Here is a 21,097-nt window from a genome sequence, read left to right on the forward strand (position 1 = left end):
GATCAGCGGTGCGCTGACATCCGGCGCGGCACAACCTGTACGGGTTGACCGCCCGTTCAGACACCCGGCGGAAGGAGAGGTACGAGTTCCTCGGCCACGGTGGTGAGCGTTGGGCACGCCTCGATCGGAGACTTGGGCACAAGGTAGAGCGACAGTATCCCACCGGTCATTTCGATATACAGGTTGCAAAATTTTGTTTCTAGCGGTAGCGATTGTATTTTCGCAGCGCGCCCAGCGATCTGAACAGGTCTAACTGTATGCGGTTCCAACTGAGCTACTTGGCTAAGCGGGCTATTACTGACCATAGCGCCGAAGTCGTAAGCCTGCCCTGAGTACTTGCAACCCCAATATATGTAGCCATCAATGAGGTTGTCCAGGGCCTTTGGCGCGTTGTCCAAGTGGTGATCCGAAAGAAACTTGCCCGGCATCTCGCGGCATGGGTTTAAGACCTCGTCGTACAGATATTTCGTCGAGCTGGTGTCGACAGGCGCTTCTTCGTTCGCGCAACCTACCATCGACGCACACAGCAAAGCGGCACCGATAACTGCTCGCAGTTGCCCGCTCACTTCGGGGGCTCCGGGGGCTTGCCGGTCACCAGGTAGGTCATATCTCCCGGCCGTTGAGCTGTGCCGACAACTGACGTGAAAGCATGCTCGTTGGCATAGCTGCGAGTGAAGTCAAGTAGATTCCGGTCACTGAGGAACTGATTAAGTGTTGGCTCTCGCGGTGTACCGATAAACGGGGCGACATCGAGCGGCTTACCGTCAGAGCCCAGGAACTCTGGCGGGAGTTGACCACTGGCGTGCAGCGTGGTGAACAACTGCTGGATGATCTGCTGATGGGCTTCACCGGTCGCCTCGATAGGATTCGGGTAGGTCGGGTATTCCTTCTCGGGTTCAGGGTTGAACTTTTCCATCGCCGCGTCGTAGCCCTCTTCTTTGGCGACCTCGAGTACTTGGTTACCGATGACGCTGATCGGCGTCCGCCCGGGGGCCTCCAAGTTGTCAAGGGTCAGCGATTTGACGATATCGCCGACTTTCTGCCGCATTTCATACGTATCTTGTTTCTCGTTGAATGCGTCGTCGCTGACTTTTTCAGCCTGATAGGTAAGCGCATTGACCGAGGCGTAGGTGATCCGCCCGTCCAGGGTGGCGAGGTGGGGGGCATTGATACCGAGCCACCTCTGTGGATCACCACCACCGTCGGTGACCGCGCGCTCCAGAATAGCGGCTTCGTACGCTTGCCGGGCAAACTCGAGATTGAATCGGCCGCCCTCGGACTGGCTGGACAGAAACAGAAGTCGATCGGCATCTACCCGATCGAAACTCACGTTGGGCTGATTCCCCGACATCATAGGATCATCGAAAATCCCGGTTTCCGTCTGCAATGGGTTCACGAAGGTCTCCATATTGTTCGCCAGCACATGCGAAAGCCCGTCCGCAAGCTTCGGATTGGCGACGAACGCTTTCGCGTTGTCTTCGAAGATCGTGCCGCCGTCACCCTCCTTCAGCTTCGACCTCCCCAAATCGTCTTTCTCCTCCGGCGCGAAGACATCCGGCAACTCCGCCAGCGCCTGCTTGGCCAGCACCCCCTCCTGCCCCGGCTTGTCGGTGGCGTCCGCGATCCACTCATACAGTCCCGCAGCGGTTTTACCGTCGTCGGTCCATTCGTGCTGGAAGATCGACGCGGCGAACTTGTCCCGATCGAACGGCTCCGGGTTGTATCGCTCATCCCCCGCACCGAAGGACAGGTCGCCCGGGATGTCCTGGCCGGTACTGGGATCCTTCCCCGTCAGCAGCGCGTAGCTGGATTCGGTGTTGCGAGTACTCGATTCGAGGAATTGCCGACTCGCATCCTCCACTTTGTCGAGATCGCCCGTGGTGAAGCCAAGTGGATAGCCGTCCCAGTCCGACTTGCCGTATTCAACGTATTCGGCGAGGCTGGCGCTCTGCCTGCCCAGTTCGATGCCCATGGTTTGGCCGGGTTCGTAGCCGGGGTTGGCTTGGGTAAGCAGTTCGGCGAGCGCCGCCTGTTGGAGCATCTGTTCCCGGACCGGGACTTGTCCAGAGATCACGGCGTCGTCGCGCTCTTCGTACCGGCCGGAGATCAGCTCACGCACGTCGGCAGGTAAATCGGCGTAGGAGCCCTTCTTGTCTCCAGAGCCGATCCGCTCGTTCGACACCACCATCAACGAGTTGGCGAGGTTATCGCGCTTCATCGCCGCGACGGGGTCGCCGGCTTGTTCTCGCGCCGCAAGGCGTTCGTTCAGCGCGAGGACGCCTTCCTTGCCCGCCTCCTGATACAGCGCCTTGTAGTAATCCTGCACGCTGGCCGGAACGGTACTGACCTCTTCACCCGCAGCGAATCGGCGCAACTCTTCCGGACTGAGCACATGTTCGGGCATATCGGAGGCGATCTGATCCAGCATCGCGGTATCCCGGGTGCGGGCCGCTTCGGAAAGCGCCTTGCCGTCTTGACGGCCGAACCGAGCGGCTTGGTTGTCGGCGTCGGCGACGTCGAGACTCGAGCCGAGCAGGTCACCGGCCGACCTGATCTCCAGCGCTTGGTCGCCGATCTGCTTCGCCAGGTTCTCGACCGCGTCCCGAAACGGGAAATAGGCGCCGTTGATGGATTCCTGGTGCGCGCGAATTACTTCGGCGTCGACACCTTCCTTGTCCAACACCTTCCAGGCGTCATCGACGAACAACTGCGCCGCCCGCGCATCATTCAACCTTGCCAGCAAGGTGGCGTGGTGCGCGGCCACCGTGCTGGCACCTTTGGTCGCGAGATCGACCAGCTCGTCGATCTCATATCCGAGCTTCTTGCCCTGCTCGTGGTCTTGGCCGATCCGGTTGTAGGCGGCCTCGTAGGCGACGCCCTGCCAATCTCGGCGGACCTCGTCGAAGTGGCTGCGGGCGAAGTCCAGTCGCTCCATCATGGCTGTCCGCGAAGCACCGAGCTGGGCCACCCACGTTGTCAGTGCCCCGAGATCCCATCGTTCGACATCGCTGGGGCTAAGCACGGTGCACGTCCATCCCGTGCAGCAGGTCGGCGAACTGGGTGTCGGTAACCTGCAGGTTGTCGGCCGCCACCGTCGACTTGTTCGCGACATCCCGCATCCGTTCGGCGACGCGCAGGTACGCACCCTCGACGAACTCAGCGGCCAACTCGATCGCCCGTGGAATGTCCGACCCCGGCAGCGCGGCATGCAATCCCGCTGCCCCGGTACGCACATCGAGGCTGTCGATCTCCCTGCCGACACGCGACAGTTTGTCTGCCATGACGCGGATCTGGTCTACATCAGCTTTTAACAACCCCCGACCCCTCTGCTCGACGAATCAGCTTGGATCGTAACAGGATTGGTTTCGGTTCAGAGTTGCCGCAAAACGCCTGCCAGAGCGTCGACCAGTCCGCGACTGTGGCGGCCGTTGCCCAGCAGGCGCGCCGAGTGGCACACCTTGTCGGCATTCGCCACAGCCTTGCGCCACTCGGGGCTTGTTCGAGGCGCGGGGACGCCGTCCTCGGGTAAACGAAATCGGCCCGGGGTGAGCCGGGCCGATTGGATGGTTCGTGTCAGACGGTGAAGCCGAGGGCGCGGAGTTGTTCGCGGCCGTCCTCGGTGATCTTGTCGGGGCCCCAAGGTGGCATCCAGACCCAGTTGATCTTCAGGTCGTCGACGAGGCCGCTGCGGACCAGGGCGTTGCGGGACTGGTCCTCGATGACGTCGGTGAGCGGGCAGGCCGCCGACGTGAGGGTCATATCCAGGATGGCCACTTCGTCCTGCACGGACAGGCCGTAGACGAGGCCGAGATCGACCACGTTGATGCCGAGTTCGGGGTCGACGACGTCGCGCATCGCCTCCTCGAGGTCCTCGAGGCGCTTGATGTCTTCGGCGGACAGCTCGACCTGCTCGGCGGTCTCGGTTGCCGGTGTGTCATTCATGAAGGTCCCCGTTTCCCATCGAACCTGTGTTTCCCATCGAACGCTGCGCCTCTTCTGCCGAGGTTATCCGGACCACCGCGTCTTTGAACGCCATCCAGCCGAGCAATGCGCATTTCACCCGCGCCGGGTACTTGGAGACGCCGACGAAGGCGATGCCGTCGCCGATCATGTCCTCGTCACCCTCGATGGTGCCGCGGCTGGAGATCATCTCGTTGTACGAGTCGACCACCTTCAACGCCTGCTGCACCGGCAGCCCGATCACCTGGTCGGTGAGGACCGAGGTGGCGGCCTGGCTGATCGAGCAGCCCTGGCCGTCGTAGGAGACGTCGGCGACGTCGCCGTTGTCGTCGAGTTGGACGCGCAGGGTCACCTCGTCACCGCAGGTCGGGTTCACGTGGTGCACTTCGGCACCGTACGGCTCCCGCAGCCCGCGGTGGTGCGGGTGCTTGTAGTGGTCCAGGATCACTTCCTGGTACATCTGCTCCATGCGCATGTTCTATGCAACTCCACTGTGTCCATTGTCGGCGTTCGCTTCGCGCACACCGAAGAAGCTCTGAGCCTTCCGCACGGCGGCAACCAGTGCGTCCACCTCATCGAGTGTGTTGTAGGCGGCGAACGAAGCGCGCACGGCAGCCGGAACACCGAGCCGACGCAGCAGCGGCCAGGCGCAGAAGTGACCGACCCGCACCGCGACGCCTTCATCGTCGAGAATCTGCCCGACATCGTGGGCATGGATCCCGTCCACCACGAACGACACCGCGCCACCGCGGTCCACGTTCTCGAGGGGACCGATGATTCGCACCCCATCGATCGCGCGCAGACCCTCGATCGCGGCACTGACCAGCATATGTTCGTGCGCGGCAACGGCTTCCATGTCGAGCGCTTCGAGATACCGCACGGCAGCGCCCAATCCGACCACCTGCGAGGTCATCGGCACGCCGGCCTCGAACCGCTGCGGCGGCGGCGCGTAGGTGCTGCCCTCCATGAAGACGGTCTCGATCATCGAACCGCCGGTGATGAACGGCGGAGTCTCCTCCAGCAGCGCCCGGCGGCCGTACAGCACGCCGACACCGGACGGGCCGAACATCTTGTGTCCGGAGAATGCGGCGAAGTCGACGCCGAGTTCGCGGAAGTTCACCGGCATGTGCGGCACCGACTGGCAGGCATCGAGCACGGTCAGCGCGCCGACCGCCTTTGCGCGGCACACTATTTCGGCGACATCGGTGATGGCGCCGGTCACGTTGGACTGATGGGTGAACGCGACAACCTTGGTAGCGGGCGACAATTCGAGCGAATCGAGGTCGATCCGGCCGTCGTCGGTGACCCCGTACCACTTCAATGTCGCACCGGTCCGGCGCGCGAGCTCTTGCCACGGAACGAGATTCGCGTGATGCTCCAGCTCGGTGATCACGATCTCGTCGCCGGGGCCGACGTGGTACGGGAACCGGCGGTCGGCGAACGAGTACGTCACCAGATTCAACGATTCGGTCGCGTTCTTGGTGAACACGATCTCACCCGCGTCGACGCCGACGAACCGGCCGATGGCGGCTCGGGCGTCCTCGTAGGCGTCGGTCGCTTCCTCGGCGAGTTGGTGCGCACCGCGGTGCACCGCCGAATTGTGGGTGACCAGGAACTCGCGTTCCGCGTCGAGCACTGCCAGGGGTCGCTGCGAGGTCGCGCCGGAGTCCAAGTACACCAACGGTTTCCCGTCCCGAACCGTGCGGCTCAGGATCGGGAAGTCGGCCCGGATACGGGCCACGTCGAGGGTACGGACTGTGGCGGTCATGTCAGGCTCCCGCGGTAGCAGACTCGGGGACGGCAGTCGGCGAAGCCGACGGGGTGGGTGAGCCCTGAGTGAAGCGGACGTAGCCGTTGGCGTCGAGCTCGTCGGCCAGTTCCGAACCACCCTCGGCGACGACGCGGCCGCCGACGAAGACGTGCACGAATTCCGGCTCGATGTAGCGCAGGATCCGGGTGTAGTGCGTGATCAGCAGCACGCCACCGTTCTCGCGCTCCTTGTACTTGTTGACGCCCTCGGAGACGATGCGCAGCGCGTCGACGTCCAGGCCGGAGTCGGTCTCGTCCAGGATCGCGATCTTCGGCTTCAGCAGACCGAGCTGCAGGATCTCGTGCCGCTTCTTCTCGCCACCGGAGAAGCCCTCGTTCACATTGCGCTCGGCGAAGGCGGGGTCGATCTCCAGCTCGCTCATCGACTCCTTGACTTCCTTGACCCAGTGCCGCAGCTTGGGCGCCTCACCGCGGACGGCGGTAACGGCGGTACGCAGGAAGTTCGACGTGGAGACGCCGGGCACCTCGACCGGGTACTGCATGGCCAGGAACAGGCCCGCACGCGCACGCTCGTCGACCGACATCGCGAGGACGTCTTCGCCGTCGAGGGTGATCGAGCCGGAGGTCACCGTGTACTTGGGGTGCCCGGCGATCGCGTACGACAGAGTCGACTTGCCGGAGCCGTTGGGGCCCATGATGGCGTGCGTCTCACCGGATTTGATGGTGAGGTTCACGCCCTTCAGGATCTTGATGGGCTCGCCGGACTCGTCCGGGTTGGCGACCTCGACGTGCAGGTCCTTGATTTCCAGGGTGGTCATCGAATTCGAGTTCCTTTGTGAAGGTGTGTGGTTCGGGTTCAGACGCCGACAGCGGCGAGTTCGGCCTCGATGGCCGACTCCAGCCGCTCCCGGATCTCGGGGACCGCGATCTTCTGGATGATCTCCTGGAAGAAGCCGCGCACCACCAGGCGTCGCGCCACATCTTCCGGAATGCCGCGGGCGCGCAGGTAGAACAGCTGCTCGTCGTCGAAACGACCAGTGGCACTCGCGTGCCCGGCCCCGGCGATCTCGCCGGTCTCGATCTCCAGATTGGGTACCGAGTCGGCGCGGGCGCCGTCGGTGAGCACCAGGTTGCGGTTCACCTCGAAGGTGTCGGTGCCTTCCGCGGCGGCGCGGATCAGCACATCGCCGACCCACACGGTGCGCGCGTCGCCCTTGGGCGACTGCGGATCACCTTGCAGCGCACCCTTGTACAACACGTTCGACTTGCAGTTCGGCTGCGAGTGGTCGACGAGCAGGCGCTGCTCGAAGTGCTGGCCCGCGTCGGCGAAGTAGAGGCCGAGCAGTTCGGCATCGCCGCCGGGGCCCGCGTAGCGGACGGTTCCGGTGAGCCGAACCAGGTCGCCGCCGAGGGTCACCGCGATGTGCCGCAGCGTGGCGTCGCGGCCGAGCAGTGCGTGGTGCGCGGTCGCGTTCACGGCGTCGTCGGCCCAGTCCTGGACCGCGACGACGGTCAGCTTCGCGCTGTCGCCGAGCACGAATTCCACGTTCTCCGCGTAGGTTCCGCTGCCGCGCTGATCGATGACCACGGTGGCGGTGGCGAAGTTGGCGAGCCGGATCTGCAGGTGGCCGTAGGCGGTCTTGTCCTCCCCCGGTCCGGTGACCGTGACGACGACCGGTTCGGCGACCTCGGTCTCCGCGCCGACCGACACGACGGTGGCCGATTCGAAGCCCGAGTACGCCTGGGCGGCAACGCGATCCGCGGGCTCACCCGCGGCGCCGAGCCGCTCGTCGGACCGATCGACCGTCTCGACCCGAACACCCTCGACCGAGCTGACCTCGACGGTGGCCCGACCGTCCTGGACGGCGGTGCCGTCGTGCAGGCCGCGCAGTCGGCGCAGCGGGGTGAACCGCCACTCCTCGTCGCGGCCGGACGGCACCTCGAAGGCGTTCACATCGAACGAGGTGAAGACCTCGCCCTTGTTGATCGCGGCTCCTGCGCCCGGGTTCTGAATCGGCTTGACCGTAGGGTTTTCGCCCTCGACCGCTTCGGCCAGAGCGGAGCCTGCGGAGCGACCCAACAAACTACTGTCCCCAGTCGCCATCAGCCAACGGCCCCTTCCATCTGCAGCTCGATGAGCCGGTTCAGTTCCAACGCGTATTCCATCGGCAGTTCCTTGGCGATGGGCTCGACGAAGCCGCGCACCACCATGGCCATTGCCTCGTCCTCGGTCATGCCGCGGCTCATCAGGTAGAACAGCTGATCTTCGGACACCTTCGACACGGTGGCCTCGTGACCCATCGTCACGTCGTCCTCGCGGATGTCGACGTACGGGTAGGTATCCGAGCGGCTGATCGTATCGACAAGCAGCGCATCACATTTCACGGTCGACTTGGAACCGTACGCACCCTTGTTCACCTGCACGAGACCGCGGTAGGAAGCCCGGCCACCGCCGCGCGCCACCGACTTGCTGATGATGTTCGAGGAGGTGTGCGGCGCCAGGTGCAGCATCTTCGCGCCGGTGTCCTGGTGCTGGCCCTCGCCGGCGAACGCCACCGAGAGCACCTCGCCGCGGGCGTACTCGCCGGTCATCCAGACCGCCGGGTACTTCATGGTGACCTTGGAACCGATGTTGCCGTCGACCCACTCCATGGTCGCGCCCGCTTCTGCCTTGGCCCGCTTGGTGACCAGGTTGTAGACGTTGTTCGACCAGTTCTGGATGGTGGTGTAGCGGCAGCGGCCGCCCTTCTTCACGATGATCTCGACCACCGCGGAGTGCAGCGAGTCGGACTTGTAGATCGGCGCGGTGCAGCCCTCGACGTAGTGCACGTAGGCGCCCTCGTCGACGATGATCAGGGTCCGCTCGAACTGGCCCATGTTCTCGGTGTTGATCCGGAAGTAGGCCTGCAGCGGAATGTCGACGTGCACGCCCGGCGGCACGTAGATGAACGAGCCACCCGACCACACAGCGGTGTTCAGCGCGGAGAACTTGTTGTCGCCCGCGGGGATCACCGAGCCGAAGTACTGCTGGAAGATCTCCGGGTGCTCCTTCAACGCCGTGTCGGTGTCGAGGAAGATGACGCCCTGCTTCTCCAGATCCTCACGGATGGAGTGGTAGACGACCTCCGACTCGTACTGCGCCGCGACACCCGAGACCAGGCGCTGCTTCTCCGCCTCCGGGATGCCGAGCTTGTCGTAGGTGTTCTTGATGTCGGCGGGCAGATCGTCCCAGGTGGCGGCCTGCTTCTCGCTCGAGCGCACGAAGTACTTGATGTTGTCGAAGTCGATGCCGTCGAGGTTGGAGCCCCAGTTCGGCATGGGCTTGCGATCGAAGATGCGCAGGGCCTTCAGCCGGATGTCGAGCATCCAGTCCGGCTCGCTCTTCTTCGCCGAGATGTCGCGGACAACCGCCTCGGACAGACCTCGTTGCGCACTGGCTCCGGCCACATCCGAATCGGCCCAGCCGTAGCCGTATTTGCCCAGGGAAGCAATGGTCTCTTCCTGAGTGAGCGGCTGCACCTGGTCGGTGGTTGTCGTCATTCGGCACTCCTTCCGGAGTCGTTCGTTCGTACCGCTGCGGGCTGCGCAGCGATTTCTGGTGAAGTTTTCTTGGTGATCGGCAGTACGAGCAGCGGCACGTGCGTCGTGCACGCGCAGTCGCCGTTGGCGATGGTGGCCAGCCGCTGCACGTGGGTGCCGAGCAGGTCACGGAACGCCTCGAGTTCCGCCGCGCACAACTGCGGGAATTCCTCCGCGACGTGCGCGACCGGGCAGTGGTGCTGGCAGATCTGCACGCCGGTACCCACCTTGCGGGTGGAGGCGGCGAAACCGGCCTCGGTGAACGCCTCCGCGATCTCCTCGGCCTTGGCCTCGGTGTGCTGCGGAGTGTGCTCCTCGACCGGTGCGATCCCGGCCACGATAGTCCTGGCCCGTCGCCTGGCGAACTCGGTGATGGCCTGTTCGCCGCCGATCTCGCCGAGCTGGCGGATCGCCGCGCCCGCCAAGTCGTCGTAGGCGTGACCCAGTTGGCCACGTCCCGCCGCGGTGAGTTGATACTGCTTGGCGGGGCGGCCACGGCCCTTCTGCTGCCACGGCGCGGACCTGCTGGCCCGGGCCTGACCGGAGTCGATCAACGCGTCGAGGTGACGGCGCACCCCGGCCGGAGCCAGCCCGAGGGTTGTCCCGATGGCGGTCGCGGTGATCGGACCCTCTTCCAGCAGCAGCTGGACGATAGCCGCGCGGGTGTGCCCCTCGGTGACCGTCGCGGGCGCAGCCGGAGACCCGGTACCGGTCTTGCGACCAGCCCGTTCGTCCTCGTTCCGCAAACCCACGGTTTTCACAACATCAGTGTGGCGGAATTCCTTCCCGAAATCTAATAAGGGTGCCCTGAGTTCTCGGCCCACATGACCTGCATGGACCGCTGCTCAGGGGTGGGTTCGCGCGGAATCGGGGGTGCCGTGGAGTTGCAGTTCGGCTTAATAGCAGCGCGGTAGTTCGATCTCACGGTTGCTCGACCGCGCAGCCCTGTTCTGACCTGCCGATTCAGGAGCCGACTCCTAAGCATCGGCGGCTGCGGGCTGTTCGCCGTTGATACACCGGCTGCCTCGGCGATGGCCGCCCGGATGATCACGCTCGCACCGATTACGCGCAGTGTGTTACGTCACACGTGATCATCGAACCCCGTATCGAGACCGTCAACCGGTGGCGACAAGGTTCCTCGGCGTCTCCAACAGAGCATCCACAGCCTCGTCGCAGTTTGCTGTCCGGGTGGTGACGAGTCCGAGGGCGGACAAGGGCGGATAGCTGATGCAGTTGCCGGTGCGGCCGCGCAGGCAGGCGAGATAGGTGTCGTAGAACGTTCTTTCTAGTCAATCCTTCTCTGGTGACTTCGGCTGCTCAGCAACACCATCCGAAACTTTTCCAATATCCGGGTCCGCCGCGGCCGCTGCCACCACCCGTGCTTCGACGTCGAGTGGTGCCATCTCCACGACCGGCTTTCCGGCGTCCAGATCCGGCATTCCGGCGTCGATGTCCGACGAGCCCGTGCCGGGCGGATCGGCGTCCGTCGCATTGGCTTCGGCAGTGGGCAGCGCCGCCGCGGTGAAGGTGACCCGGATCAGCTGCTCCATCGCGGCCGCCACGGTGCGCAGTGGGGCCTCGGTGCGCCGCACCCTGGCCAGAATGGTCGCACCTTCATACGCGGCGACGACCGTGGTGGCCAGGTCCCCCGCTTCTTGCGCGGACAGGCCCAGCTCGGCGAGCAGCCCGGCGAAAGCCTGCTCCATCGTGTCGAAGGCGGTCCCGCAGGCCGCGCGTACCGCCTCGACATCGCTGCCGCCGTCCAGCGCCGGAGTGCCGATCGGGCAGCCGTCGACCCATTCCGAACCGGCCAGCTTGCCGATCATGAGGTCGAACAGGGTTGTCGTGGTGGCGAAAACATCGGTAGGTGCCTGCCGGATCATCCGTCCGGCCATCGTCCCCGTCCCGGTGATGGCGGCGACCGCGATCTCCTCTTTGCCGCCCGGAAAGTGATGGTAGATAGAGCCATACGGCAGTCCGGCCGCCTCGCTCAACGCCTTCAAACCGAACCCGTGATACCCGTGTCGAGCGAGCAGCCCGCACGCGGCGACCTCGATCCGCCGCCTGGACTCCGAAACCATGTGTCTGATTGTGCCCCGCTCGGCGACGCTTCCGATCGGAACGAGCAGGGCTGGTACGTGGTCTGTAGCCGGACTCCGTCCGGCTGCGACCCTTATGCTTCGTCTCGTGGCGGTACTGGAGGGCGCGCGGCGCAGAACACTGGCATTCGGGCGCCGGGCACTCGGGTTGGATGTGCCGGCCGCCGATCACACGATCGCGGTCCTGCACCAGGACGAATCCGAGGTACCCGGCCTCGACCGCAAGGAACTGGTCCAGCTCGACCGGATCCGGCTGATGGGCGCGACCGGAACGGTGCTGATGGCGATCAGCGCCCTCGGCATCGGCGCGCAACCGGTGCACCAGAACCCGACCTCGGGTGTCCGCGTCCTCGGTATCTTCGCCCGGGCGCACACCGGCTCACTGGCCATGTGCATGACCGGCACCGTCGTAGTGGTGCTGGCCTGGCTGCTGCTCGGCCGGTTCGCGGTCGGGGGTATCGGCGGCTCGCCGCTGCACCGCCTGACCCGCTCCCAGCTCGATCGCACCCTGCTGCTCTGGATCATTCCGCTCAGCATCGCGCCGCCGCTGTTCAGCAACGACGTGTATTCCTATCTGGCGCAAAGCGAAATCGCGGCACGCGGCATCGACCCTTATCAAGAAGGACCGGTCGCCGGGCTCGGCATCGATAACGTACTCACCAACAATGTGCCGACCATCTGGCGCGATACTCCGGCACCGTACGGACCGCTGTTCCTCTGGATCGGCCGCGGGATCGCCGAAATAACGGGCGACAACATCATCGCGGGCGTGTGGGTGCACCGGATACTCGCATTGGCCGGTGTCGGGCTGATCGTCTGGGCGTTGCCCCGACTCTCGGTGCGCTGCGGGGTGGCCCCGGTGAGCGCGCTGTGGCTGGGTGCCGCGAACCCGCTGGTGCTGTTCCACCTGGTCGGCGGCGTGCACAACGACGCACTGATGCTCGGGCTGATGCTGGCGGGAATGGAATTCTGCCTGCGCGCCATCGAGGACATCCATCCGTTCGACGGGCGGGCCTACGCGTGGTTGATCGGCGGGGCGATCGTCATCACCTTGTCGTCGTCGGTGAAACTCACCTCGATCGTCGCGCTCGGGTTCGTCGGCATGGCGCTGGCTCGGCGCTGGGGATTCAGTCTGCGCCATATCGTTGTCGCGGCCGCCATGCTCGGCGCGATCGCCATCGGCACAACACTTTTCATCGGTTCGGCGAGCGGGCTCGGCTTCGGCTGGATCTACACCCTCAATGTCGCCAACGCGGTGCGAAGCTGGATGTCGGTACCGACCGTGCTCGGGATCGTCACCGGGTTCGGCGGGGTACTGCTCGGACTCGGCGACCACACCACCGCCCTGCTGAGCATCACCCGGCCGATCGCCGCGGTGATCGCCGGATTCCTCACCGTGCGCATGCTCGTCGCCACCGGCACCGGGCGCTTGCATCCGGTCGGCGCGCTCGGCGTCGCGCTGGGTGCGATCGTGCTGCTGTTCCCGGTGGTCCAGCCCTGGTATCTGCTGTGGGCGATCGTGCCGCTGGCCGCGTGGGCGACCCGGCCGGTGTTCCGCGTTCCCGCCGTGGCGTTCTCGGCTGTTGTCAGTGTCATCCTCATGCCGCGCGGCGCCGACCTCGAGGTCTTCCAGATCGTCGGGGCCGCAATCGCCACCGTCATCGTGACGGTGCTGTTCATCGTCATCACCCGTAACAAACTGCCGTGGCGCGGTCAGCAGGGGGTGTCGGCTCCGTCACAAGTGCCCACCTCTTACGGTGTGACATCGTGAGCGAGCGGAGCGAGCGAACCATAGGCGGAGCGCCCTCGGGCACGTCGGAGCCGAGCGACGGCGAGGCCCGGTCGTGACGACAGCCGCCGGACCCGCCGTCCGCGTCGACGGTGTCGTCAAGCGCTACGGCGAGACCACGGCGGTCGATGATTTGAGCTTCGATGTCGAACGGGCGCAGGTGCTCGCGCTGCTCGGTCCGAATGGGGCGGGCAAAACGACGACGGTCGAAATGTGTGAAGGGTTCGTGACGCCCGACGCGGGGTCGGTGCGGGTGCTCGGGCTCGATCCGATCGCCGATTCGGATCGGTTGCGGCCGCGCATTGGGGTCATGTTGCAGGGTGGCGGCGCGTATCCGGGGGCCAAGGCCGGGGAGATGCTCGATCTGGTCGCCGCCTACTCCGCTGATCCGCTCGATCCCGCCTGGTTGTTGCGAACGCTCGGTTTGCAGGACAACCGTGGGACGCCCTACCGGCGGCTCTCCGGCGGGCAGCAGCAGCGGCTCGCACTGGCGTGCGCGCTGGTCGGCAAGCCGGAAATCGTGTTCCTGGACGAACCGACCGCGGGGCTGGACGCGCAGGCCCGGCTCATCGTGTGGGAGTTGATCGACGCGTTGCGCCGCGACGGCGTGACCGTAGTGCTCACCACGCACCTGATGGACGAGGCCGAGCAACTCGCGGATCAGTTGGTGATCATCGATCACGGCCGGATCGTCGCTTCCGGCACGCCCGCCGAGGTGACCGCGCACGGCGCCGCCGGACAGCTACGTTTCTCCGCCCCACCGAAACTCGATTTGGAGCTGCTGAAATCGGCGCTGCCGGAAGGCTTCTCGCCACGCGAGACCACGCCCGGCACGTATCTGGTGGAGGGTGAGATCAATCCGCAGGTGCTCGCCACGGTGACCGCGTGGTGTGCGCGAGTCAATGTGCTGGCCACCGACATCCGGATCGATCAGCGCAGGCTCGAAGACGTCTTCCTGGAACTCACCGGACGGGACCTACGCGGATGACCCAGCCCGACCTGACCGCCAACCGCTTCACGCCGGGCACCTTCGCGCCCGATCCCCGGCCGAGCTCGCGCGTCGCGATGATGATCGCACAGACACGACTCGAACTGATCCTGTTGCTGCGCAACGGCGAACAGCTGCTGCTCACCATGTTCATCCCGATCACGCTGCTGGTCGGGTTGAGCCTGTTGCCATTCGGCGACCTCGGTACCGACCGGGTGGACAAAATCGTGCCCGCGGTGATGATGGTGGCCGTCATGTCGACCGCGTTCACCGGGCAAGCCATCGCGGTCGGCTTCGACCGGCGCTACGGTGCGCTGAAACGGCTCGGCGCCACCGCGTTGCCGCGCTGGGGCATCATCGCGGGTAAGAGCGCGGCAGTGCTGATTGTGGTTGTGCTGCAAGCGATTCTGCTCGGCGCCATCGGATTCGCCCTCGGCTGGCGGCCCGACCCCGCCGGACTTGCCGTGGGCGCGGTCGTAATCGCGCTCGGGACCGCCACTTTCGCGGCCATGGGCCTGCTCCTCGGCGGCACCCTGAAGGCGGAAGTCGTGCTCGCATTGGCGAACATCCTGTGGTTCGTCATGCTCGGCATCGCCAGCGTCGTTTTCGCCGCCGACGACCTGCCCACCATCGTGAATGTGCTTGCCCGCCTGGTCCCATCGGGCGCACTGGCCGTCACTTTGGAGGATGCGATGCGGTCCAGCATCGACTGGTTCGGCATAGCCGTACTCGCCGCATGGGGCGTCATCTCCGGCACCCTCGCGGCTCGCTACTTCCGCTTCCAGTAAGTACGCGACCCGACCGCACACCCCGTCCTGAACCCACACCCTGCGGATTAGCCGCACGCCCGGTGTACCGAGTGTGCGGATGACACAGCGGGTGTGCAGGTTGGTTGGGAAAGGTGCGGGGCAGCTGGAGGCAGTACCAACGACAGCGTGTAGTTGACTGTGCTCTACCATCGTGACGTGCTGTATCGCGCCTTTCTGCGACTCGTCGACAAGCTGCCGCTGCCCTCGCTGGGGGTGCAGCGTGGGATCGCGATCGCGGTGATCCTCACGCAGGCGGGCATTGCGGTCACCGGTGCTGTCGTCCGGGTCACCGCCTCCGGTCTCGGCTGCCCGACCTGGCCGGAGTGCTTCCCGGGCAGCTTCACTCCCGTTGGTGTGTCCGAGGTCCCGGTGCTGCACCAGACGGTCGAGTTCGGCAACCGGCTGCTCACTTTCGTCGTTTCGCTGTGCGCCGTGCTGATCGTGCTGGCGGTCACCCGCGCCCGCCGTCGCCGCGACGTGCTGATCTACGCCTGGCTGATGCCCGGCGGCACCCTGCTGCAAGGCATCATCGGCGGCATCACCGTGCGTACCGGCCTGCTCTGGTGGACCGTCGCGGTACACCTGCTGGCCTCCATGCTCATGGTCTGGCTCGCCGTGGTGCTCTACGCGAAGATCAACGAACCCGACGACGGATTCGAAATCGTGCAAGCACCCGCGCCACTGCGCTGGCTGACCGCACTCAGCGGTGTCACACTCAGCGGCGTGCTGATCGCCGGCACCCTGGTCACCGCCGCCGGCCCGCACGCAGGCGACAAGAGCATCGAACGCCAGGTCGCCCGCCTGCAAATCGAGATCGTCACCTTGGTGCACCTCCACTCCCAACTGCTCGTCGGCTACCTGGCACTGCTGGTCGGCCTGGCGTTCGGCCTCTTCGCGGTAGGCATCACCCCAACTGTCCGCAAACGCCTGTTCGTACTGCTCGCCCTGGTGTCCTCGCAGGCTCTAGTCGGCATAGTGCAGTACCTCACCGACGTCCCAGCAGCCCTCGTCGTAATCCACGTAGGCGGAGCCGCAGCCTGCGTCGCCGCAACAGCCGCCCTCTGGGCGTCCCTGCGCACCCGCGAACACGTCCAGACCCCCCAAGCAACAAAGCAAACCGCCTAAAGACGCTCGCCCCCAAAGCCGTCGGATTCCCAAAGCCTCCCGAAAACAGCACCACAGCCAGTCGACCACGCTGGAACCCGACTTCCAATCCCCAAGCCGCGGAAGAGAAAGCCGGGAACCCCACCCCACGCGCCCAGCATTAATCCGGGCATCCCGAGGATGGGTCACCGACCGCTGGCCAGCACACCCGGGGAAATCTTTAAGCACTCAACCGTGGGCGAGTACCCCCGCGCACGGTTTCTCCCGCCGCGCACCAAACAGCTAGCGAACTGGTGCGCGGGAGGCGGAAATGCGCGCTGTCCTGGGTGAGTACACCAGAGACGCCCCGTAAAGGTTTGCCTACCAAGGGTGTTACTGAGCAGTGCTGGGCGCGTCGGGTGCCGTACCCGGCTTTCTTTAACAGTCGAGAGCGTGGGGTGGAGGTTCCAGCGTGGTCATCTGGCTGTGGTCCCGTCTCGGGAGCTGCTGGAAAGGCGAGGGTGCTCAGGTGGCGGTTCTAAGCGTCGTTCGGAGCCGTTGTTGAGCTGTCCCGCCATGGATCGCACAGGGTTTCATGGGTACTCACAGAGCTTCCCTCCGGTCCACAGCGGGTGTAGCAACCTGGAACCGTACGCACGCTCTGTGAGATCAGAACGGGCCGGGCGCGAGACTGCGCTGCGGGCGTGCCGCGCAGTTGGCCGACCTGTAAGTGAACCTCGGGTCCCGCCCGAAGCCGCTGTCGGGCTCTCGCCGTGTATCGCACGGGGTTCGAGGTACTTACAGAGCTTTCCTACGGTTCACAAAGCCTCTAACCGCTGTGAACCGTGTGCACTCTCTGTGAGATCACAACAAGCCGGGTGCGAGGACGCGCTGGGGGCGTACCGCGCAGTCGGCCGAACGTGGTGAACCTCGGGGGCCGCTCGGAACCGTTGTTCGCTCTCGCCGTGCATCGCATGGGATTTCGGGGTACTCACAGAGCTTTCCTACGGTTCACAAAGCCTCTAACCGCTGTGAACCGTGTGCACTCTCTGTGAGATCACAACACGCTGGGTGCGAGGACGGGCTGGGGGCGTAGCCGCGCAATTGGTCGCGGAAAGCACCGGAAGACCGCGCCGGAGGGCACTGGTAGCGAACCCGTCGCTCCGGACGGTCACCCGCAGCCGCCATTGCTGCCCTCCACATACCGCCTACCTCCACCAGCCCGCCCCGCCCATGATCAACGGGACATGACGGTGGGCCTACTCGCACAATGCCTCCACCAGGTCCCGTTGATCATCGTCACCCCACGTTCGCACCTGGCGTTCATGATCAACGGGACATGACGGTAGGCGTTCTCGAGCTTTGCCTCCACCGGGTCCCGTTGGTCAAGGTCAGCTCACGTGCGCCCGTGGTGTCCGTGATCTACGGGACGTGACGGTGGGCCTACTCGCACATTGTCGCTACCAGGTCCCGTTGATCATGGTCAGCCCACGTTCACGCGCGGTGTTCATGATCGACGGGACGTGGTGGTGGGCTTACTCGCACATTGCCGCTACCAGGTCCCGTTGATCATGGTCAGCCCACGTTCGCGCCTGGTGTTCATGATCAACGGGACATGACGGTGGGCCTACTCGCACATTGCCGCTACCAGGTCCCGTTGATCATGGTCAGCCCACGTTCGCGCCTGGCGTTCATGATCAACGGGACATGACGGTGGGCCTTCTCGGGCTTTGCCGCTACCAGGTCCCGTTGGTCATGGTGAGGCCATGTTGGCGGCGTGGGCGGCGCTGCGGTCACTGTCGTCCACGCGCGGTGTTCATGATCAAACGGGACTTGGTGGGGGCTTCTCAGGTTGGCCACCACTGTGTTTCGTTGATCATGGACGGGCACGCTTAGCTTTTCGACCCTTGGGGGGCAGCACCATCCGTGTCGGGGATTTGCCCTTTTGGCGGGGCCCGACGGGGTGCGGGTGCCGAGGAAGGGGGCAGGTGGCTGGATGAGGGTGGCGAAGTACGCTCGGAGGTTGGTGGCGGTTGGCGTTACCGACGGGAAGTGGGAGGGGCGATGGGCGTGGGGAAAGTGGAAGGTGTTGGGGTGGAATCGTTTCCGGAGATTGAGCCGTACGCTCGTGGGTTGTTGGAGGTGGGGGACGGGAATCAGATCTACTGGGAGGTCAGTGGGAATCCGGTCGGTAAACCGGCGCTGGTTGTGCATGGGGGGCCGGGGAGTGGGGGGCGGCGGGGGGCGCGGAAGAATTTTGATCCGGAGGTCTATCGCCTCGTTCTGTTCGATCAGCGCGGGTGTGGGGAGAGTGTGCCGCATGCCTCGGATCCGGATGTGGAGCTGACGCATAACACCACGGCGCATTCGATCGCTGACATGGAGCGGCTGCGGGTGTACCTCGGGATCGAAAAGTGGCTGCTGTATGGCGGTTCGTGGGGTTCGACGCTCATCCTTGCTTACGCCGAACGGTATCCGGAGCGGGTCTCGGAGATCATTCTGGTCGGTGTCACGATGACTCGGCCGGAAGAGACCGACTGGCTCTACCACGGTGTCGCCCGCTTCCTGCCGGGGGAATGGGAGGCATTTCGTGACGCGCTGCCGGAAGCGGAGCGCGACGGGAATCTCGTTGCCGCGTATAGCCGGATGGTCAATGACGCCGATCCCGAGGTGCGTGCGGCGGCCGCGCGGAGTTGGTGCGCATGGGAAGACGCCGTGAGCGCGCACGAATCTCTCGGCAGCCCAGGGGCATACAGCGACAAACCCGATGCGGCGATGCTCGCGATGGTCCGGATCTGCACGCACTACTTCGCCAATAACGCCTGGTTGCCCGACGGCCAACTACTCCGAGACGCACACAAGCTCGCCGGAATCCCTGGCGTCCTGATCCACGGTCGTCTCGATCTCAGCAGCCCGTTGCAGACCGCCTGGCAATTGGTACGGGCGTGGCCCGACGCGGAACTGCACGTCATCGATGATTCGGGCCATACCGGCAGCCCCACCATGCACGCGACAATCCTCGACGCCATCGCCCACTTCGGCCGCAGCTAGGTATCCCCTACGGCCGCCATCGTTCGCTCCGGCCATGCTGGCCTGGGACGGACAGCGCGAATCAAGGTTCGAGCGCCGCACGAACGAACTCGACGAGGTCCATCCTGACTCGCGCCTGGTCGAGCCCGTCGGCGCCACCGCGAATCGCGGACAGCATGGCGGACAACAGGATCGAGAGCAGGATCTCGCCGGTGAGTCGCGGATCGAGCGAGGGATCGATGTAGCCGAGGACGATCCCTTTCTTGATCCGAGCAGTAGCCTCGTCACCGTAGACGCGCAGATTCTCCAGTGAACGTTCGGCCACGCGATCATCGATCGACGCCGCCTCGAGCAGGATGAAGCTGACCAAACCGGGTTCGTCTTCGACCAATTCGTAACAGTGGTCGACAATCCGGCCGAACAACGCGCAGAACTCGTCGAGTGTCTGCGGGCGCTGCCCGGTGACCGCCTGACCGAAGACCCGGTCCCGGATCAGTGCGAAATAGTGGTCGATGACGGCGTCGAGGATGTCGCGTTTGTTGTCGAAGTAGTTGTAGAACGTGCCATGGCTGACACCGGCGCGGGTCACGATGTCGGCGACCACGACCGAGCGATATCCCTTGTCGACGAACAGTTCATACGCCGCAAGGATCAGCTCGGCGCGGCGTCTGGCGCTGCGGTCCGCGGCGTTCATGAAGCGGTTCCGGCTGCGGCGGAATCGCGTGGCCGCAATGCCTTTTCGAGCAGGGTGAGCACGCCGGCGGTGGCCCGTTCCCGGGCTTGCGGCGTGTTGTCGCCGCGCATCTCTTGCAGCAGTCCGGGTACCACCAGGGTCAGCACGGCGTGCGCGGTCACCTCCGGATCGATGCTCGCGCGAATCCAGCCCGCCGCGATGCCGCGGCGAAGTTCTTGCGCCACAAAGGTACTGACGAACAATTCCAGGCCGAACAGGCGATCGCTGAGTTCCCTGTCGATGGCGCTGGCCTCGACCAGCAACAGCCGCACGAAGTCCGGCTCACGCTCCAGCATCGCGTACAACCGATCGATGGCCGTATGCACACCCGCGAGCAGCTCATCGGCCGACGTCGGCCGGCTCAGCAGCGTATGCGGCTGCAACGCGTCGACGAGCTTCTCGATGCCGAAATCGACTACGTGGTCCAGAATTTCGCGTTTGCTGGCAAAGTACCGGTACACGGTTCCCTGCCCGATACCGGCGTGCGCGGCCACATCTGAGATCGCGGTTCCCTCGTAACCACGTTCGACGAATACGGCGTACGCCGATTCGATGATCTGCTGCCTGCGCCGTTCCGGCAGACCGGCAAGCGGTGGCCGACCGCGGCGGGCCGCGCGGGGCTGGTCCGGCACAGCACTCCTTCTCGACGCAACCAGGACTTGTCAGCTTATCAACGCCCCGGCGCCTCCCCCTTCGGGCCGTAGTCCACCACCTGCCAGCTGCCATCGTTCTTCGCCACCGTCACCACCAACAGGTTCGGCACGGTCGCCGGCGTGGGTTGCTGGACGTTCTGGGTCTTCTGCGTCGCGAACACTGTCACCGAATACTGGTCGTTGCCTTGCGCGTCCACCGCCGTGCCGAGCACTTGGCCGGTGGCAACGACCTGCGCTTCGGTCATGATCTTCGCCAGTGTGTCGTGCACCTCGTCGTAGCGCTTGCGCAGTGCGTCGGAGGTGTCGCGCTGCACGCCGTCGAAGAAGGCGGGCAGGTTCTTGTGGTCGTAGGTGAGCGAGCGCAGCGTGTAGTCCTTGGCGACCTCGGCCGCCTTGTCGCGGTCGGCGTTCTGTTGCCGCAGCGCGTCGAGGTCGTCGGAAGTGGACTGCCAGGAGAGGCCGAGCGTGATGCTGAGTGCCGTCAGCAGGACGGTGAGACCGCCGAGAATATAGCCGATGCTGCTGCGCTGCAGTACTTTCGGTGACGACGGTGGGTCGGTGACGGTTTCGGCCGCGTCGGCGGGCTCGGTCGTTGTCATGATGT

General features: G+C 64.9%; 19 protein-coding genes. 5 read left to right on the forward strand and 14 right to left on the reverse strand.

Going from position 1 to position 21,097, the window contains the following annotated elements; all coding sequences use genetic code 11:
* Window positions 1–56: 56 nt before the first annotated feature.
* The 11 genes from ACFK0J_RS25655 to ACFK0J_RS25705 form a co-directional block, all read right to left on the reverse strand.
* Complete coding sequence (locus ACFK0J_RS25655) at window positions 57–566, reverse strand: hypothetical protein (protein ID WP_378731489.1); 510 nt, start codon at window positions 564–566, stop codon at window positions 57–59.
* Window positions 563–2,938, reverse strand: coding sequence for a hypothetical protein (locus ACFK0J_RS25660; RefSeq protein ID WP_378731491.1), 2,376 nt, complete (start codon window positions 2,936–2,938; stop codon window positions 563–565). Before ACFK0J_RS25660 ends, ACFK0J_RS25655 begins: the two co-directional genes overlap by 4 nt.
* A 76-nt stretch (window positions 2,939–3,014) precedes the next feature.
* Entirely contained in the window at window positions 3,015–3,281 is a 267-nt protein-coding gene (locus ACFK0J_RS25665) for a hypothetical protein (protein WP_378731493.1), read from the reverse strand.
* Between the two features lie 292 nt (window positions 3,282–3,573).
* On the reverse strand, window positions 3,574–3,942 hold the full coding sequence (locus ACFK0J_RS25670; protein WP_378731496.1) for a metal-sulfur cluster assembly factor: 369 nt from the start codon (window positions 3,940–3,942) through the stop codon (window positions 3,574–3,576).
* Window positions 3,935–4,435, reverse strand: coding sequence for a Fe-S cluster assembly sulfur transfer protein SufU (gene sufU / locus ACFK0J_RS25675; protein WP_378731499.1), 501 nt, complete (start codon window positions 4,433–4,435; stop codon window positions 3,935–3,937). The genes ACFK0J_RS25670 and sufU overlap by 8 nt, the downstream gene beginning before the upstream one ends.
* A 3-nt stretch (window positions 4,436–4,438) precedes the next feature.
* A complete protein-coding gene (locus ACFK0J_RS25680) occupies window positions 4,439–5,728 on the reverse strand; it encodes a cysteine desulfurase (RefSeq protein ID WP_378731501.1) in 1,290 nt (429 codons plus the stop codon).
* A gap of 1 nt (window position 5,729) precedes the next feature.
* Window positions 5,730–6,548, reverse strand: coding sequence for a Fe-S cluster assembly ATPase SufC (sufC, locus tag ACFK0J_RS25685; RefSeq protein ID WP_378731503.1), 819 nt, complete (start codon window positions 6,546–6,548; stop codon window positions 5,730–5,732).
* Between the two features lie 38 nt (window positions 6,549–6,586).
* Window positions 6,587–7,810 carry a Fe-S cluster assembly protein SufD gene (gene sufD, locus ACFK0J_RS25690; protein WP_378731505.1) on the reverse strand — a complete coding sequence of 408 codons (1,224 nt, stop codon included), beginning with the start codon at window positions 7,808–7,810 and terminating at the stop codon, window positions 6,587–6,589.
* Window positions 7,811–7,833: 23 nt separating this feature from the next.
* Window positions 7,834–9,270 carry a Fe-S cluster assembly protein SufB gene (gene sufB / locus ACFK0J_RS25695; RefSeq protein WP_218470065.1) on the reverse strand — a complete coding sequence of 479 codons (1,437 nt, stop codon included), beginning with the start codon at window positions 9,268–9,270 and terminating at the stop codon, window positions 7,834–7,836.
* Entirely contained in the window at window positions 9,267–10,070 is an 804-nt protein-coding gene (locus ACFK0J_RS25700) for a helix-turn-helix transcriptional regulator (RefSeq protein WP_378731507.1), read from the reverse strand. The genes sufB and ACFK0J_RS25700 overlap by 4 nt, the downstream gene beginning before the upstream one ends.
* A 528-nt stretch (window positions 10,071–10,598) precedes the next feature.
* Entirely contained in the window at window positions 10,599–11,390 is a 792-nt protein-coding gene (locus ACFK0J_RS25705) for a TetR/AcrR family transcriptional regulator (RefSeq protein ID WP_378731509.1), read from the reverse strand.
* A gap of 94 nt (window positions 11,391–11,484) precedes the next feature.
* Here ACFK0J_RS25705 and mptB point away from each other — a divergent pair, with 94 nt between their 5' ends.
* The 5 genes from mptB (at window position 11,485) to pip (ending at window position 19,128) form a co-directional block, all read left to right on the forward strand.
* Window positions 11,485–13,179, forward strand: coding sequence for a polyprenol phosphomannose-dependent alpha 1,6 mannosyltransferase MptB (gene mptB / locus ACFK0J_RS25710; RefSeq protein WP_378731511.1), 1,695 nt, complete (start codon window positions 11,485–11,487; stop codon window positions 13,177–13,179).
* Between the two features lie 73 nt (window positions 13,180–13,252).
* Complete coding sequence (locus tag ACFK0J_RS25715) at window positions 13,253–14,185, forward strand: ABC transporter ATP-binding protein (RefSeq protein ID WP_378731513.1); 933 nt, start codon at window positions 13,253–13,255, stop codon at window positions 14,183–14,185.
* Window positions 14,182–14,973 carry an ABC transporter permease gene (locus tag ACFK0J_RS25720; protein ID WP_378731515.1) on the forward strand — a complete coding sequence of 264 codons (792 nt, stop codon included), beginning with the start codon at window positions 14,182–14,184 and terminating at the stop codon, window positions 14,971–14,973. The genes ACFK0J_RS25715 and ACFK0J_RS25720 overlap by 4 nt, the downstream gene beginning before the upstream one ends.
* Before the next feature lie 177 nt (window positions 14,974–15,150).
* Window positions 15,151–16,119: a heme A synthase gene (locus tag ACFK0J_RS25725; RefSeq protein ID WP_378731517.1), complete on the forward strand. Its 969-nt coding sequence runs from the start codon at window positions 15,151–15,153 to the stop codon at window positions 16,117–16,119.
* Between the two features lie 2,022 nt (window positions 16,120–18,141).
* Complete coding sequence (pip, locus tag ACFK0J_RS25730) at window positions 18,142–19,128, forward strand: prolyl aminopeptidase (RefSeq protein WP_378731519.1); 987 nt, start codon at window positions 18,142–18,144, stop codon at window positions 19,126–19,128.
* A 61-nt stretch (window positions 19,129–19,189) separates the two neighbouring features.
* Here the strand turns inward: pip and ACFK0J_RS25735 are convergent, their stop codons facing one another.
* From ACFK0J_RS25735 to ACFK0J_RS25745, 3 genes are read right to left on the reverse strand one after another with little or no spacing between them, the layout of a single operon-like run.
* Complete coding sequence (locus tag ACFK0J_RS25735; RefSeq protein ID WP_378731521.1) at window positions 19,190–19,801, reverse strand: TetR/AcrR family transcriptional regulator; 612 nt, start codon at window positions 19,799–19,801, stop codon at window positions 19,190–19,192.
* Window positions 19,798–20,472 carry a TetR/AcrR family transcriptional regulator gene (locus tag ACFK0J_RS25740; protein WP_378731523.1) on the reverse strand — a complete coding sequence of 225 codons (675 nt, stop codon included), beginning with the start codon at window positions 20,470–20,472 and terminating at the stop codon, window positions 19,798–19,800. The genes ACFK0J_RS25735 and ACFK0J_RS25740 overlap by 4 nt, the downstream gene beginning before the upstream one ends.
* Before the next feature lie 38 nt (window positions 20,473–20,510).
* Window positions 20,511–21,092: a hypothetical protein gene (locus tag ACFK0J_RS25745; RefSeq protein ID WP_378731526.1), complete on the reverse strand. Its 582-nt coding sequence runs from the start codon at window positions 21,090–21,092 to the stop codon at window positions 20,511–20,513.
* Window positions 21,093–21,097: the final 5 nt, after the last annotated feature.

The sequence above is a fragment of the Nocardia brasiliensis genome (assembly GCF_042691675.1).
Classification (GTDB): Bacteria; Actinomycetota; Actinomycetes; order Mycobacteriales; family Mycobacteriaceae; genus Nocardia; species Nocardia brasiliensis_D.

Excerpts from the sequence above, each read along its gene's own strand:
- ACFK0J_RS25735 (WP_378731521.1), bottom strand. The coding sequence starts at position 19,801 with ATGAACGCCGCGGACCGCAGCGCCAGACGCCGCGCCGAGCTGATCCTT.
- pip (WP_378731519.1), top strand. The coding sequence starts at position 18,142 with ATGGGCGTGGGGAAAGTGGAAGGTGTTGGGGTGGAATCGTTTCCGGAG.
- sufC (WP_378731503.1), bottom strand. The coding sequence starts at position 6,548 with ATGACCACCCTGGAAATCAAGGACCTGCACGTCGAGGTCGCCAACCCG.
- ACFK0J_RS25670 (WP_378731496.1), bottom strand. The coding sequence starts at position 3,942 with ATGAATGACACACCGGCAACCGAGACCGCCGAGCAGGTCGAGCTGTCC.
- ACFK0J_RS25705 (WP_378731509.1), bottom strand. The coding sequence starts at position 11,390 with ATGGTTTCGGAGTCCAGGCGGCGGATCGAGGTCGCCGCGTGCGGGCTG.
- ACFK0J_RS25665 (WP_378731493.1), bottom strand. The coding sequence starts at position 3,281 with ATGGCAGACAAACTGTCGCGTGTCGGCAGGGAGATCGACAGCCTCGAT.
- sufB (WP_218470065.1), bottom strand. The coding sequence starts at position 9,270 with ATGACGACAACCACCGACCAGGTGCAGCCGCTCACTCAGGAAGAGACC.
- ACFK0J_RS25660 (WP_378731491.1), bottom strand. The coding sequence starts at position 2,938 with ATGATGGAGCGACTGGACTTCGCCCGCAGCCACTTCGACGAGGTCCGC.
- mptB (WP_378731511.1), top strand. The coding sequence starts at position 11,485 with ATGCTTCGTCTCGTGGCGGTACTGGAGGGCGCGCGGCGCAGAACACTG.
- ACFK0J_RS25720 (WP_378731515.1), top strand. The coding sequence starts at position 14,182 with ATGACCCAGCCCGACCTGACCGCCAACCGCTTCACGCCGGGCACCTTC.
- sufU (WP_378731499.1), bottom strand. The coding sequence starts at position 4,435 with ATGCGCATGGAGCAGATGTACCAGGAAGTGATCCTGGACCACTACAAG.
- ACFK0J_RS25680 (WP_378731501.1), bottom strand. The coding sequence starts at position 5,728 with ATGACCGCCACAGTCCGTACCCTCGACGTGGCCCGTATCCGGGCCGAC.
- ACFK0J_RS25745 (WP_378731526.1), bottom strand. The coding sequence starts at position 21,092 with ATGACAACGACCGAGCCCGCCGACGCGGCCGAAACCGTCACCGACCCA.